The organism is Cytobacillus sp. MT66, from assembly GCF_058792595.1.
The window spans coordinates 1-15230 of sequence record NZ_JBXAFB010000024.1 but is presented as its reverse complement, the minus strand read 5'-3'; the positions used below and the strand labels follow the sequence as shown (position 1 = coordinate 15230).

Annotated in this window: 15 protein-coding genes; 6 read left to right on the top strand and 9 right to left on the bottom strand. The window is 38.8% G+C overall.

All coding sequences use genetic code 11. The features are described from left to right. The first annotated feature begins 201 nt into the window (after window positions 1-201). Entirely contained in the window at window positions 202-837 is a 636-nt protein-coding gene (locus AC1Q59_RS23525; RefSeq protein WP_492368309.1) for a pentapeptide repeat-containing protein, read from the top strand. A 223-nt stretch (window positions 838-1060) separates the two neighbouring features. Here AC1Q59_RS23525 and AC1Q59_RS23520 read toward each other — a convergent pair whose 3' ends face one another. Next, window positions 1061-1735 (bottom strand): hypothetical protein, encoded by a 675-nt coding sequence (locus AC1Q59_RS23520; protein WP_492368308.1) that lies wholly within the window; start codon window positions 1733-1735, stop codon window positions 1061-1063. Between the two features lie 217 nt (window positions 1736-1952). After that, window positions 1953-2564 carry an SAM-dependent methyltransferase gene (locus AC1Q59_RS23515; protein WP_492368307.1) on the bottom strand — a complete coding sequence of 204 codons (612 nt, stop codon included), beginning with the start codon at window positions 2562-2564 and terminating at the stop codon, window positions 1953-1955. A 463-nt stretch (window positions 2565-3027) separates the two neighbouring features. Here AC1Q59_RS23515 and AC1Q59_RS23510 point away from each other — a divergent pair, with 463 nt between their 5' ends. After that, a complete protein-coding gene (locus AC1Q59_RS23510; RefSeq protein WP_492368306.1) occupies window positions 3028-3540 on the top strand; it encodes a GNAT family N-acetyltransferase in 513 nt (170 codons plus the stop codon). Between the two features lie 167 nt (window positions 3541-3707). On the opposite strand, the gene AC1Q59_RS23505 is transcribed toward AC1Q59_RS23510, so the two are convergent. Genes AC1Q59_RS23505 through AC1Q59_RS23490 form a run of 4 tightly spaced genes read right to left on the bottom strand, consistent with a single transcriptional unit; the run spans window position 3708 to window position 8797 of the window. After that, on the bottom strand, window positions 3708-4211 hold the full coding sequence (locus AC1Q59_RS23505) for a carbonic anhydrase (protein ID WP_492368305.1): 504 nt from the start codon (window positions 4209-4211) through the stop codon (window positions 3708-3710). 20 nt (window positions 4212-4231) lie between these two features. After that, the gene (locus AC1Q59_RS23500) at window positions 4232-4603 is read right to left on the bottom strand and encodes a Na-translocating system protein MpsC family protein (protein ID WP_492368304.1); all 372 of its coding nucleotides are present in this window, start codon (window positions 4601-4603) and stop codon (window positions 4232-4234) included. Window positions 4604-4658: 55 nt separating this feature from the next. Next, the gene (locus AC1Q59_RS23495; RefSeq protein ID WP_492368334.1) at window positions 4659-7268 is read right to left on the bottom strand and encodes a DUF2309 domain-containing protein; all 2610 of its coding nucleotides are present in this window, start codon (window positions 7266-7268) and stop codon (window positions 4659-4661) included. A 20-nt stretch (window positions 7269-7288) separates the two neighbouring features. After that, window positions 7289-8797: an NADH dehydrogenase subunit 5 gene (locus AC1Q59_RS23490; RefSeq protein ID WP_492368303.1), complete on the bottom strand. Its 1509-nt coding sequence runs from the start codon at window positions 8795-8797 to the stop codon at window positions 7289-7291. 637 nt (window positions 8798-9434) lie between these two features. Between AC1Q59_RS23490 and AC1Q59_RS23485 the strand changes: the two genes are divergently transcribed. Next, window positions 9435-10730 carry a protoglobin domain-containing protein gene (locus AC1Q59_RS23485; RefSeq protein WP_492368302.1) on the top strand — a complete coding sequence of 432 codons (1296 nt, stop codon included), beginning with the start codon at window positions 9435-9437 and terminating at the stop codon, window positions 10728-10730. Window positions 10731-11106: 376 nt separating this feature from the next. On the opposite strand, the gene AC1Q59_RS23480 is transcribed toward AC1Q59_RS23485, so the two are convergent. Further along, on the bottom strand, window positions 11107-11379 hold the full coding sequence (locus tag AC1Q59_RS23480; protein WP_492368301.1) for a hypothetical protein: 273 nt from the start codon (window positions 11377-11379) through the stop codon (window positions 11107-11109). 1 nt (window position 11380) lies between these two features. Beyond that, complete coding sequence (locus tag AC1Q59_RS23475) at window positions 11381-12088, bottom strand: pirin family protein (RefSeq protein WP_492368300.1); 708 nt, start codon at window positions 12086-12088, stop codon at window positions 11381-11383. A 278-nt stretch (window positions 12089-12366) separates the two neighbouring features. On the opposite strand from AC1Q59_RS23475, the gene cdaS reads away from it, so the two are divergent. Next, on the top strand, window positions 12367-12990 hold the full coding sequence (gene cdaS, locus AC1Q59_RS23470) for a sporulation-specific diadenylate cyclase CdaS (RefSeq protein ID WP_492368299.1): 624 nt from the start codon (window positions 12367-12369) through the stop codon (window positions 12988-12990). An 89-nt stretch (window positions 12991-13079) separates the two neighbouring features. Here the strand turns inward: cdaS and AC1Q59_RS23465 are convergent, their stop codons facing one another. Beyond that, window positions 13080-13940, bottom strand: coding sequence for an amidohydrolase family protein (locus AC1Q59_RS23465; protein WP_492368298.1), 861 nt, complete (start codon window positions 13938-13940; stop codon window positions 13080-13082). Window positions 13941-14210: 270 nt separating this feature from the next. Between AC1Q59_RS23465 and AC1Q59_RS23460 the strand changes: the two genes are divergently transcribed. Then, window positions 14211-14411 carry a hypothetical protein gene (locus tag AC1Q59_RS23460; RefSeq protein WP_492368297.1) on the top strand — a complete coding sequence of 67 codons (201 nt, stop codon included), beginning with the start codon at window positions 14211-14213 and terminating at the stop codon, window positions 14409-14411. 36 nt (window positions 14412-14447) lie between these two features. Beyond that, complete coding sequence (locus AC1Q59_RS23455; RefSeq protein WP_492368296.1) at window positions 14448-15146, top strand: YetF domain-containing protein; 699 nt, start codon at window positions 14448-14450, stop codon at window positions 15144-15146. Window positions 15147-15230: the final 84 nt, after the last annotated feature.

Below are 15230 nucleotides of genomic sequence, written 5' to 3'. Positions count from 1 at the left end.
TATAAATATGGGAAGCAGGGATCAAACATAATGATCGCTGCTTCCCATTATTTTAGTGCCCCTGCCAAGGAATTTTATTTTATCATATTTACGGACAGGGGGACAGGCACTCTGTCCTGCTTGGCAGGACAAGGTGCCTGTCCCCCTGTCCGTATGTTACACTAGATTTGCTTAACTAATAAATGGGAAGAAGGCTGTAATATGAAAATTGATCTTCCAAAAATTTCACCTGAGTTATCTTCGAGAAATTTTCACGATATTTTTTATGATGATGATCACATTCTTGAAATGTGTGAAATCATTGACTCTTCTTTTGAAAATGAATCAGCAGATAAAGTCAGACTATATAATGTCGTAATCAAGAATTGTAAGTTCACAAATACAGACTTTAGTAATATGGATATGACAGATGTTTGTTTTGAAAACTGCGATTTGTCTAATGTTAATCTAAGCCATTCTTCTGTTCATAGGGTTGAATTTAAAAATAGTAAACTAATGGGTGTTAATTTTGAAGAATCTAGCTTGGGGAATGTTAAGTTTGAGGGTTCCGTACTAAACTTGGCGGGGTTTGGAAATTCTAAGCTGGAAAAAGTGATATTCGAAGAAGCTTCATTAAATAGCACCGATTTTTTTGACTGTAAACTTAAAAAAGTTGAATTTCAAAAATGTAACATTGATGGAGCAAACTTTGATCAAACTTCTTTAAAAGGGATTGACATTAGTTCATCTGATTTTGATTCCCTTACTGTTTCCTTTGAAAGCTTAAAAGGATGCAAAGTTTCTTCCTATCAGGCCATTCAGTTTGCAGCGCTAATGGGATTAATTATAAAAGATTAGTATTTTAGCATTCCAAAACGAGAAGGGAGGCGTTCTAAATAAACTTTTTTGAATGCCTTCTTTTTCCGATGCCTGCATGTGGTTCACCCTCAATAATATATTTTCCCCAGATATTCCCTTGTTCGCAAAAATTCCATTCTGCCTTTCCACTATAAAGAGCCTTCCTAATTACGCAGAAAGGCTCTAATCTAAGCTTGTCCAAAATGATTTTCCCAACACCTTATTAACCGTTACATCTGTATTTGAATTCAGGTCCTGTCTGTATAAAGTACCCGCTTCTTACTTGTCCAGCCCAGTTCTTCAAGGCAGAAGTCCATTTTGGACTCGTAAAAAAGTCATCCAGTGTCTCAGTGCTTGGGAACCAAACAATCGGAGTAAACGGAGCGAACGGACCTGCCCCTCCCCAAATACCGCCTGCTTGAACACCGTCTTCAATAACAAGAAGCAACGGCAGACCACGTTCAAAGCCCATGGATGGTTCAATTTGCAATAAAGGAGTGTAAGGTTCACCTTGACGTGTTGGGCCAGTTGGCCTTAAAAGAACCGAGGCTAATCCATAACTAGAATTGATCATTGTACGAATATTTTCTAATAACGTATTAGGGTATTCTTCTGTATTAGGGAGCGTTCTTGGGAAGAGCAGTTCCTTTTTAATTTCTTTAAACATGCGAATCACAAATTGCTGGCGAAGTGAAAACGGCGGATTGGAAGGTCCAAGTGTAAAAAGATTTTGATGGCTGAAAAAAACAGGGATTCTAAAAAAGGCTGACGCAGCATCATTTAAATCTTGCAGATCTTTGTAGCATTGTGCCATTTCTTCCCTGCTCAATTCTGTATTCGAAATTTCATTAGCATTTGAACGGCGACGCTTTTGGTTCTTGTTTGTCGTTTTTGCCATATTTTTACCACCTCCTTTATAACATGTTATTTGGGAGGTGGAAGTACGGATTGGACATAAGAACAAACAATAAAAAATAATGCACCTTATCTGAAGAAAAATGGCTTTTCGAAGTCTGAGTTACTTTACGGAAGCCAGGGAAATTAGGAGTGGGTCCTGCATATGAATGTCTTCGGTCTGGGGAAAATCATACAAAGGAACGCTGATAACCCAGGTATCAGCCTGCTACCCGATAGATCAAAAACCTCTCATAAGGATTCCGCTCATATAGTTCCGGTATTTTCACTTCCTTTAGCACTTCAAAAGGCGTTTCATTTTCCAAAAATTGAACATAGTCATCATGTCCGTAGTATAAGATGATATCTGCTTCCCGCCAGTTTTGCTCTAGTGATCCAAGGATCTTATGGACAATTTTTCTAAAAATATGTATAGAAAAGGGATTGAAAAAATAAAACCGGTTATCTGATTCCTTAATGTCATATTCCTCTGCCAAGCAATGATAGAATTGTATCTGATCCGGATGACCCTTCATTTTTTTCTGATAGTTCTCCAGATTTTCCATGGCCATCTCATGAAAGTCTTTATTCATTTCGATTCCGGTGACAGAGGCATGATAGAAGTGATGTATGTAGAAATTTAATCTGCCTAGTCCGCAGCCGAAGTCTACGATATGATCTGACCGGCTCACTTCATAATGTTCAAACAACACTTCCAATGCGCTGTATGGTGTCGGTTCATAACGGTGATATTGAAATAACCGAACGGAAGGCTGATTTTTCAAGTCACCTGTTTTGATATGCATTAATTTATCGTAATCAAGTTCTTTCATTATACTTTCACCAATTTTCATTGTTTTTTTCTTATGATGTTATTGGCTTTGCCTGTGACCTTAGGTCCTAAGAGCTTTCTTCTATTTTAACACAATAATAAACCCCCTCTTTCTTTAAAAAATAAGATCTTATGCTGCCAGCGGGGTGATTTGGACAAGCGAGGTATCCATGCGGCAAATATGTAGACCCTCTATATTTTCAGTCATTCTCCAGGGATCTTGATGATGTTGATCCATGCTATGATCATGATAAATATGAAAAATAACGTAAAAGTATACCGAGAGAAAGCCACTTATTTTATAGGCGGCTATTGATATAGGGTTTTATCAAAACCGCCTCGTTTCCTCCTCAATTAAGGCTAGAACCGTTCCTGTATTTCATTCAAAATTTCATTTTACGTTTTGATTGGAACCTTCTACAATAAGTATAAAAAAACAATTTAATCATGTGAGGAAGAAAAAAATGATAAGGGAAGCCACTGAAAAAGACTTAATAGAGATTTTAGACATCTATAATGATGCGATTCTCAACACAACTGCTGTATACACCTATAAGCCCTACACGCTTGAAAACCGGCAAATTTGGTATGAACAAAAGATGGCTGAAGGCTATCCAATATTAGTTTTCGAACAAGATCATAAAGTGGCTGGCTTTGCGACCTTTGGTCCTTTTAGACCATCGGCCGCTTATAAATATTCCATTGAGCATTCAGTTTATGTAAATAAAGAATATAGACAAATGGGAATTGGGACTTCCTTATTAAAAGAATTAATCGCTATAGCCAAGGATAGGGAGTATATGACCTTAGTTGCGGGAATTGATGCAGATAATGTAAAAAGCATAGCCATGCATGAAAAGTTTGGCTTTGTTCATTCCGGAACAATAAAAAAGGCAGGTTATAAATTTAATAGATGGCTTGATTTAGCGTTTTATCACCTAGAGCTCGGCGGGCCTAAAAATCCTTCAGAAGGATAAGAGGTCACAGGGACTGGTTTGTACTGTGTCCTCGGGACACGGCACAATCTCCTTGTCATCGCAATGTCTGCCGGGACACGGTGCCTGTCCCCCTGTCCACGCAAAACCCCCGGACATGGTGCCTGTCCCCCTGTCCACGCAAAACCCCTGGACACGGTGCTTGTCCGCTAGATTTCTACCAGTTGTTTGGTTTCGGTGTTTATGGATAGTCCATGAATTTTTATGTCTGCTGGCATTAGTGGGTGGTTGCGGATGGTGTTGACATTTTTTTGGACAATCTCGGCGGCTGTTTTGGTTCCTTCTAGCCATTCGCTTGCGCTGAAACCGGGAAACTCTGGCTTGCAGTTGTTGAATAGATAATCTAGTGTTTCTAGTTTCTCTTGCAATTCTTTATTCTTGTCTGCCATGCTCAGGATCTCCCCTGCAGGCAGCTGATTATTCTTTGCGGCCACGACAACGATCTCTTCAATATTTTCCTGATAAACGGCAATAATCATATCCCTCATGACATCGCCATATGGCTGAAAAATTCCCTGTCCATAAGTATTTAAGATCAACAGATCCTCGGTATTAAGTTCATTTATGATGTGATTGATACTTTTTTTTAAATCCTCCGGCTCGAACTCCCTATCCGTTACAAACAACACCTTCTTTTTTCTCTCTAAATCCATTTCATTCGCTTCCTTCATTTTTAGTTTTGCGACAGCTGGCTTTCCAGATCAGCTGCCAGCCTAAAGACGATGACCCGTTCTCCAGTTTTTGTACTAAGATCCGTATAGAAACTGATCACTTCCTGGCCTGTGATGTTAAAAATAATTTCTTTTAATTCCTCTATCCCCGACTCTACCAGGCTATTTCGATTTTGTTTAACAGATAATAGTCCCCGTTCGTCTTTACATAGCGAATACTCAGCAGGCGTTAATATACCTCGCAAAACAACGATAATCATATCCCTGAGAATATCAGATTTAACTGACACGGAGCCGCGCCCGAGATATGTTTTTTCCCAATGCGTTAATTCTCTGCTAATTTCAGCTTCAATTGCTCCTTTTGACTTTTCCATGGTGCTTCCTTCTTTCATATATATAAAAATTTTAACGAATCTGCCGGGGAGGTGGTTAAGACCAGCTCTCCCAGCGTCCTTGTGAATCAACAGATGCAAGACGAATCCAGCCGTTTTGAACCTTTTGGCGAAATAGCGGATCACTTCCAAGAAGTCTCTCCACATATTCCCTTGGTGCTTGAATGACAACTAATAATCTTAGAGGTTTATGATAGATCTCTTTATCTGACTTCATCACTGACTGCCAAGGAAGTCCAGTTAATAAATCGCTGGCATTGCCCTGCATGACTCCAATTCCGGATGTGACGGTTTGGGTGGCCTTATTCCCGCTGCCATAATAATGCGGGGCAACTGTGGATGCATAGTATTGCAGGTTAATCCACTGGGAGACCGTTGCTGGACCCTTGATAATATTAGCAAGCAATTCACCATCTTTATCTTTTTCCCAGGTATAGTTATGAAGAAAAACTTCACCATGCAAATTACAGCTTTTTGTCAGTTCGCGCTCCCCGATAATGAAGGCTGCATTGCGTGCAAGCCCCCACTCCGGGCGTACCTCACTCCAGTCATTTGCGATCCGCTTGGCCTCTGCACTTGGATTTTTACATGCGGCTGTGATATTAGGCAATTGTTGTAATCGCTCAGCATTTGCCTCCTGTCTCACCCTTGGAAGTGCCAGGTTTACCTCCTCAAATGCTTTTTTCGCAGCGGTTGAGAGTTCTGGTACATAGACCCAGCGAAGTTCATCAAGTGAGGTGATATGCTCACAAGCTGCAAATGCGGTATCATCCGGAATCACTATTCCCATTTTTGCAAGATTTTTTCTTACCGACGGAAGATTACATAAAGCCGCAAGTACTCGCGCATTAAATTCACCTGATGCACCTCCACATGCCCCGCAGTCTAGTGCTGCAGCATATGGGTTGTTCAAGCTTTGGCTTCCGTGGCCGCAAATGACCACTAAAGGAGCGAAGTTCTCAGTTAGCCCGATCATCTTTAACGCTTGCTGAACATAAATGACTTTCTCTTCTTCAGTAAATCCAACGGGCAGCTCTGATTCAGGGTGATCCATGTGGTCTAGTGAAAGGGCAGCCGCAGGGTTTCGCAGCCATTTTTTATAAACTTTGCTAAAAGCCGAATGGGTACTCCTTGGAACAAAGCTACGAGCCAATGTTTGCAGCCCAAGCCAAGGGCCGCTTATTTCCGGCAATACAAGGCTTGAAAGCAGATTATGTTTCATTGACTTAAAGGTTTTCCCAAGTGAATGGGCTGCGTGAACACGCTGTTCATATTGTTTTAAATCGAGCTCAGGCAATGATTCCATTACCTTGAATTGTGGATTTGACATGACCGGCAAGGATTTATGGCTGTGGCTGCTGCAAAGCTTGTTCGTTTCAATCGGCAGTCCGAAAAATCCAGCAGTACCAAATGTTTCAAAAGGACCTTGTTCCTCAAGTTTACGGCGAAAAGGCTCAGAGCGGACGTCAATACAAAAAACGAACTGAGCTGCTGCTGCCTTTTTTGCTGATTCGACCGGTTTGGCTGTGATCATCTCCATTAATTGATGCTCATAGGTCTTTTCCCATGCTTCCAGCCAAAGCCTCTGACGGATGGTTTTATCAAAGAGATAACTAAGCATTAAACGGGCTTTAAGTTCCGGTAAAGGCATTTGAACCCATGCATGTATTGGCAGATGACTATAAGAAACACATTCAGTAATCAATGAATCTAAGCGGACATGATCTTCTATCGTTTGCTGCTGCAAAGGCAGATATGGACTGATTAAAGCCCACTCTATCGAAACTCGAACAGCTAAATAGTCTATTAGCAATGTTTTTTCCTCAGCAGATTGCTGGGAGCGCCAAAGCATCATACCTGCCCAGCCTGGCATAGCGAGTAAATGGGCTTCAAGATACTCTTTTATATCATAATAAGGGACTTCCAGTCTAAGCAATCCTTCTTTTAACGCCGTGCCTGCATCATCAGGCAAAACTTTTAGCTTCTTGCGAATACCAGCATTTAGCGCCGGGTCAAGCTTAATAAGTTTTCGCCACGCATGATAAAAGCCTTCCTCGCGATTTGGCATAGACCAGGCATCCTGGGATTCGTTTAAGTACAATTTGCTCCACTTGATGGTATGATAGTTAAGCTCCTCAGCTGCCCGTCCGTCGCCAAACTGCTCCAAGCGCTGGCTATATGTGCGAACTGAACGTTCTTGCCCGAACTGGAATTTGAAGGGGCCTAATTTTTTTACAAGTCTCTTTAAATCAGGCGAAGTCAATTGTTCAGAGGATGCTTCATTTAATAAAATAGCTCTGCAGTATTGCTCAGCGTCTTCCCGTGGCAGTTTTAAGAACTGTGCATCAAGCCACTTGTTAAGTCCCATTTTTAAAATATCAAGGTCAATCTCCCCTTGTTTCCATGCCGTCTGTAATATGGCATCACTCGGAAAGATATCTACGTCACAAACTTTTTTTAGCCGGCGTGCAGCTTCTTCAAATGATTCATGTTCAAAGCCCGACCAAGGACTGCGTGCCGCAAACGTATGAATCGGACCAAGCGGTGCAATGACTTTGCTTGCTGATTCTACTAAACCATTCAAATCAAGTTGATTGATATCAAATTCCTTTTCCAAATAAAGATTTTTAGCTAATGTGGTAGTCATCATTTATTCCCCCCCTAACATCATTTTGTTAGATACTTTGGATGGCTTTCAATTGAATCATGCCGAGGTTCACTCCATTTTACCAGCCAAAGGTACATGAACGTATAGATGTTTGATGAACGATGGCGAACCGCCCATGCACCTGCCAAACTGCCCGCTGACAAGATAACAAGAAGTAAAACGGCTGCAACTATTGGCGGCTGTGCGTCCATTTGTATAGCTTCATTCAAAAGGCGAGCAAAGGAAGAATGGATGAGGCCAAATACAATCCCTGCCCCTAAAAACAGTGAAAATCCAGCCATGCGCCCGATATAGCCATATCCGGAGGCTACGAGCTGTGTCCAGGCGTAAAACACGGACCATCCTATAATGAAGGCACTTATTAACTCATACGTCTCTCCATGTGCTGTCAGCCAATAACAAGCGCCAACGAATAAGCCTAAAGCTCCTCCAGATAGGGTCCATAAAATTGACGGAGCTTGAGACGAACGGGATACTGGGCGATTTTGATGCACGGCGCTCCCTGCCTGCAAGAAAAGGGTGGCTTTAAAGAGACCGTGTAATATAGCGTGTACTACAGCTGCCCAATAAGCGCCAAGTGCACATTGAATGAGCATGAATGCCATCTGTGCGATGGTAGAACCAACAAGTTTCCGTTTATAATCAGCTTGAACCAGCATCATGCCGGTTCCTATCAAAACCGAAATACTAGAAAATATAAGTAATATAATCTGTGCCGCATCACCGCTAAAAAGAGGAGAAAAACGGGATAGCATTATGCCCCCAGCATTAACAATACCTGCATGCATAACAGCAGAAATTGGCGTTGGGGCAACAACCGAATCTAGAATCCATCGCTGAAATGGCCACTGTGCTGCAGGTATAACTACGGCGGCTATAAGAAGCAGGTTGATAGTGGTTTTCTCCCATGAACCAAGCTGTGCCAGGCTATCATTCGTAAGTGCAAGTGATAGCTGCCAGTGCCCAGTTGCTTGAGTGACCCAGATAACTGCCAATAGCAGGAGAATCCAGCTGCCTATAAAGTACTGGCCAGAAACACTAGCTGCTTTTCTAGCTACTTGCCATTCTTTTTTTAATCCGATCAGCAGAGTCAATCCGAGAAGTGTCATCCCCCAGAATATAACCAGCAAACGAAGATCATCACTCAACCAAGCTAGTGAGTCGGCCACGGTTGTGAGTGTCAGTAATAGAAAATATTTTCGGTAAGCACGATCCCCTAGTAAGTACCGGACAGAATAGCGTTGGACAATTAATCCGATGGTGAGAACAAATACCGCCAACAGCCACGATAAGGACTCAAAGCGCCATGGCCCAACAATTGTCCTGCCGCTGTTAAAAATCAGGGCGAACAGTGCCATGATTGGAGGCAATGAGATGATGCCAATGTGAATTTTAACAAAGCTCAGAGGAACTCTTGAATGTAAAAATATAAATGCACTAAGCATCGAGAGTGCAAGCAAAATGAAAAATCCAGCTTGCAGCGTATCAAAATTAAGTGTACTTTCCATTTAGCTTCTCCCTTTTGCGTAAAAATAAAAAAACCGACAATTTTCAAATTTAATGGAAAAGTACCATTAAACTGTTGAAAAATTGTCGGTTTACTTTAAACGACCTTTTTAGGTTTTTTATAGTCTACCAGTTATATAGATTTATTTACATTCAAACTTATCCCAAAAAACTATAATTATAGAATCACTTTTTCATCTAACCAATTCTAGATAATTAGCTGAATGCTAAAGAGATCTATTGTTTTATAGAAATTGGACAATATTATTAGCGAGTTTTATTTTACTGCTAATTAAATATTCTGTCAAGCAGGCCTTTATGAATTTGCCTGCACGGCAGCATCCCTCATTTAGAAAATAGCCAATGCAATGAATCAATGGACTTTCTGTATCCTCATCTATCAAGATAAAACCACCAATATTTAATTAAGCTTATACCTATAACTCTATCCCCTAATTAACCTGCTTGGCAGTTTACAAAAGCTTTACGCTATGTTCAATTAATTGTCAATGTCCTCATAGCTGTATACCTCGTTTATCAGTATATATTTATGTTCATAGGAGGATTTACCTGCAATCTTTGATCATCGAAAAATAATGAGGCTGTAATGCAGCCAAACTAAGAAAACGAGGGATGAAAATGGCAATTACTTGGAGGAAAAGAAAGGACTCTATTTATCTGGCAGGGTTTGGGGAGGATATCAACAAAATTAAGGTTTCAGAAAAACGAATTACTTCTAAGCTAAGCATGATTGGATTAACGAATGAGGATTTACAGATTATTACTAACATGCAGCCAATAATAGAAGGACATATTGATCAGTTGGTAAATGATTTTTACGAGACAATTCTTGAAATTGAAGAATTAAAACAAATTATTGATACATATAGCAGTGTGGAGAAGCTTAGAAGCACGTTAAAAATGCATTTAGTTGAAATGTTTTCAGCCAATATCGATGAAGAATTTATTGAAAAAAGGTCTAGGGTTGCAAAGATACACTATCATATCGGTTTGAAGCCGGAATGGTATATGGGGGCGTTTCAAAACTTGCAGCAGTCAATTATTGAACTGATATTCGATAAGGTAATTCTCAAACATGAGTTGAGAAAGATCATTATAGCTATCACCAAGATACTAAGCTTTGAGCAGCAGCTAGTATTAGAAGCATATGAACTTGAAAATGCAAACCAGCGGGAACAAGATTACCAGGAAGTACGAAATGGCGTAAAACAAAAAATATTAGAAGTTAGCTCAGAGTTAGTTGCTACTGTCGAAGAAACCACTACAACAGTTGAGAGTGTCATAGAAAACACCAATGAAGCAAATAATTTTGTCCTGCAAACCAATGAACAAAGTAAAATGACACAAAAATATGTTAGTGAAGGGCAAAAAGAGCTGCAAGAATTAGCAAACCAAATTCAATCGATTAAGTCTCATTTACATAAAATGAATTCGATGGCAGTCAATCTGGTTCATTCTACGAAACAAATCAAAGGTGTTATTGGGATTGTGCAATCGATAGCAGATCAAACAAATTTACTTGCGTTAAACTCAGCGATAGAAGAAGCTAGAGCAGGAGAATACGGAAAAGGTTTTGCTGTTGTTGCAGATGAGGTAAGAAAATTAGCCATACAAACTAAAAATTCCATTAGCCAAATAGAAGAACTTATAAAATCCTCGGATGAGTATACCCAGAACGTTAATGATTCTCTCTTAAATGTAAACCTTGCTGTAGAAGAGGGTATTGCTAAATCAAATAAAACATATGATGTTTTTCATAAAATTACAGAACTTATTCATCAATCAGTTGAGTCGATTTCAACCGTAAGTAAAGAAATCAGTCAAATTACCGAAACCATCAATGAATTTGGTCAAGCTATGTCTAATGTAACCTTATCTGCTGAGAATCTCGAGCATACGGCAACTATAGCATAGCGGTTAAATGTTTAATTTTTTATTGAATCGCCATTTTACTCAAAGTTTTATTGGCACTCATAAATCCAATTTTTAATATGTATCTTTAGCTTCTGCAATCTGATCCAAATAAAAATAGGCGCTATCCTTTTTTTAAGTATAGCGCCCTTTTATTTTGAACAAGCAAGGTTTTTTTAAAAAAACCTTCCACGTTTGATGAGGTAGATAGAGTATAATATTTATATTTATCCAGATTGACGGACAATATGATCCGCCAGTCTTATGGCTAAAGCAGTATTTGAAACTCATTATCGAAATCCTGATTATACAAAGCCAGGTTTCCAATCTCAACAATTTCAGCTTCATATCCTTCTGGAAATAATCAAGTTGTTATTCATTAAACTGGATATATTGTTTTATGGTCTGCAATAATAGTCATTTGGTACTTTTCCTTGCTAAACTCAACATGTGCATCTGATGAATAATACCAAGTCTTTTGGTTTTCCTCCACATCAAATAGATTTAATTCCTCTTTAAATTTGATGATCTCTTTGGCATCTTCTTCGGGAATTTTGATAGAAATAACCCACTTATCTTTTTTTGGATGAATATCATATTCATCTGTTTGATAAAATAGCCGGCTTCCAATTGAATGACGAATCAATAACATATTAGGCACCACCCAAATCTATCAATAAAAAGAAGGTTTCATTAGTTGATTTTAGAGTAAGTTCATTTAGCTCAGTTATACGTGCACTGTCTCTTTTCCCAATAAAAACATCATCATTTAAAATAAGCTCGCCATCAATCACAAAGACATACATCTTTCTTCCTTGTTCTTGTTGATAGAAGATCTGTTTTCCCGCATCTAATGTGGATAAGTATAATGTAACATCACTATGAATCTTCGAAGCTCCCTTGGTCGGGGTTGAAGAAACAATTGGTAACAACTTATTCCTCATTGAATCAGTATTATAAGAAATATCCTCATAGGAAGGGGGTAATTGCTTTTTTGTTGGTTTAAACCATAACTGTAAAAAGCTTGCTTCCTCTTCTAAAGAAGGATTCATTTCAGAATGGAGTAAACCAGTTCCTGCAGTCATACGCTGAACATTTCCAAATTGTAATATCCCGCTATTTCCCAGACTATCTTCATGCTTAAGCTGACCATGCAATACAATCGAAACAATTTCAGCTTCCCTATGCGGATGTATGCCAAATCCTTTTCCTGCTTGTACTGTATCATCATTAAAAACACGAAGTGGGCCAAATTGGATATTTTCCTCATCATAGTACTCACCAAATGAAAAACTAAGATTGCTCTTTAACCAATCATTTTTAACTGAGTAACGAGATGACGCCGGAAATCTTTGAATCATTTATCTCACCCCTAGATATCTCGGATTAAAGATAAATTTATATCATAAAACCCTAAATGTCAATGTTCACCACCATTAATTGTTGATTACAAACTATAAAAATGGAATTTATGCCATTAATTTTCGGAGGAATTCCCCAATATGCATATGATTGAACTATTCCTGGAGAAAATAGAAAAGAAATTGGAGAATTTAATATCAAAAAAATTATCTTGTGGGTGATTGTAAAGCATTCACCCTCTTTGTTTATGTAGAATACTGATAATGAGGTGTGTCTATTGCTGCAAAATGATTGCAACATTTCCCCACTTAAACAACAGTTAGTTGAAAGGTTTCGAAATGTAACAAAAGAAATTGAACAGGTAACCGTAGCCTTGGGTAATGAAAATAATTGTCTTTTGAGCAAAATAGAAGGGCTTAAAGAAGAATTTGAAGGAATAGAAACCATAGCCTCTTCTTTTTACTTGAATTGTTATTTATCCCCATTTACAAATAAATTCATAGAAGTATCGTCATCTATCCAGCACCTTTCTGCCCTTAGACATGGTGCATTAATTGTCATTGAACGGAAGGATTTAACTGACTCTTATATACGGCCGGGTACTTTTATTGGCGCAAATCTAACTTCTGCGTTGTTGGAATCCATCTTTTTTCCTGGAAACCCACTCCATGACGGGGCAGTCCTGGTACGTTCAGATCAAATCTATTCAGCTGCAAATGTTTTACCTTTATCTAAAGTGAATGCAGGTAAAAAAAAGCTAGGTACTCGGCATCGTTCAGCTATAGGACTAACGGAGCAATGTGACGCACTCGTATTAATTGTTTCAGAAGAGACAGGAAAAGTTTCTTTCGCAGTTGACGGTAAAATATATCCTATTATAACTTCTAGTTCTTTAATTTGAACTCTTATGCAAGGTCTTCATAAAATGGCCAGCAAATTGTATCCAAATTTGCTGGCCATTTTTGATTCAGATCGTATTATTAAGACATCCTATTTTATCAATTCTAAGAAATTTTTCCCCAGTATATATTCCTTTTCGGTATCAGGAATTTTTAGTGAATCAATCCAGCTTTTCTTTATCGAATAGTCATACATATTAAACTCCTTCATTCCATATGGGCCATCACAACCGTAAAGAACTTTACGATATCCTAAGCAGTCCACTGCCATCTTTACAATTGATGGATTTAGATAATCACTTGATGTGTCGACAAATACATTGGATTGATTCTTTATATAGTTCCACCCTTTTTTCCAAAATGGAAGCCCCGCATGGGCATATATTAATTTAAGTTTAGGGTATTTTTCGGGTAAGTAAGAATATGAGTCATGTTCTGAAGAAAGATGAATCAACAATGGGATCCCCTTTGATTCACACATATCTGCAACCGGATCAAGTGTTTTAATACTATATTCATGCATGAATGGATGAGCTTTCACGCCAATAAAACCAGGTTTTTGAAGATAAAACTCAACTTCTTCCATTGATTCTGGAATCAGTGGGTTCACTGCTGCCCAGCCTAGAAACCGGTCTGGAAATCTATCAATTACAGCAGCCACGATATCATTCCTTGGCTTGGTAAAAATCCTGTATGATTGACCATAAAGTTTTAAATAACCATCTCCAACTAAACTATCATAAATTTTAATTCCAATTTGAGGTACATTTAGTATTAAAAAGCGGAAAAAGCGTTGTAAATGATATTGATACATGCTATCCACTTCAAACATGGTTTCATTCATGGGAGGGATTAGCACGGTTTTACATATTGCATTTTCATCCATACCCTCTATCATTTTTTCTAAAGTTAACATGGTTTCATCCACATGAAAATGGCAATCAATAACCATCTCGTCCCTCCCCTGCCAATCCTTATTTTATTTTTATTACCCGTCTACTTAGGATATTTCATTTTGTGTAAAAAAATGAATTATTAAATTGAACGCTTTTCTTACTAAAACCGAAGACCGACCGGACAAAACCCGCTGTGGACGGAGACCACTATGTCCCTGGGGTTTCCTGGAAGGACAAGGTGCCTGTCCCCTCGTCCACATTGCATGCATAATTTGGAAATGCAGACAAAACCTAATAACAGCGGGAATATATTTGGTGGTGTTGGCATGCTTTTTTCTCGGACTCAATTAATTTTTGTCCTTATTCTTTTTATTGGAATTTCCAATCATGTGCTCATTTTGCCTCATTTGCTTACAATCGGAAAACGGGATGCGTGGGTATGCGTATTTGCTGCATATGTCATCTTGCTGCTTTGGGGATTGATTCTTTATTACATTATGAAAAAAATGACCAGCATTGAGGAATGATTAAAATTTACATCAACCATAAAGGAGTTTTTAGTTATGCCAGTTGCTGAACTCATTCTTAGACTAGCTATTGCCTTTTTTACATTATTAGTATTAACAAGGCTTATGGGAAGAAAAGAAATATCGCAGATGACCTTTTTCAATTTTATCTCTGCAATTTCCATCGGTACATTAGGTGCCTCTCTTGCTATTGATTCATCTATAAGTATCAGGAATGGAGTCATCGCTTTAGTTGCCTGGAGTGCTTTTACCATTATTATTGGCTTTTTAGATATAAAATCTCCAAAATTTCGTCTTGCCATTGAAGGGCAGCCAAGAATTCTGATAAAAAAAGGAAAAATTATGGAACATGAACTTCGCAAAGTGCGTTTAGACATTGACGCCTTAAATGTTTTATTGCGAAAGAAAAATGTCTTTTCCGTCGCAGATGTCGATTATGCCATTTTCGAAACAGATGGGTCTCTGTCTGTTATGAAAAAAGAGCCTAAGCAGCCTTTAACAAAGAGTGATTTGAATATATATCAGACAAAGCCTAATGATTTCCCGATTTCCACATCGGTCATTTCCGATGGAGAAATTAAGCACGAGAACTTAAATAAACTAAACCTCGATCAGCAATGGCTGGAAGAGCAATTAAAACGTTCAGGCGTCGATTCCATATCCGATGTCTTCTACGCCGAAGTCCAAAAAGACGGCACACTCTACATTGATTATAAAAATGACATGCTGCATTAGAGGACAAGGGGACAGTGAACTATAACCCGAATAATGGACACCCTTAAAAAAGGGACGTTATTCGGGTTTTGTTATGTCTTTAAT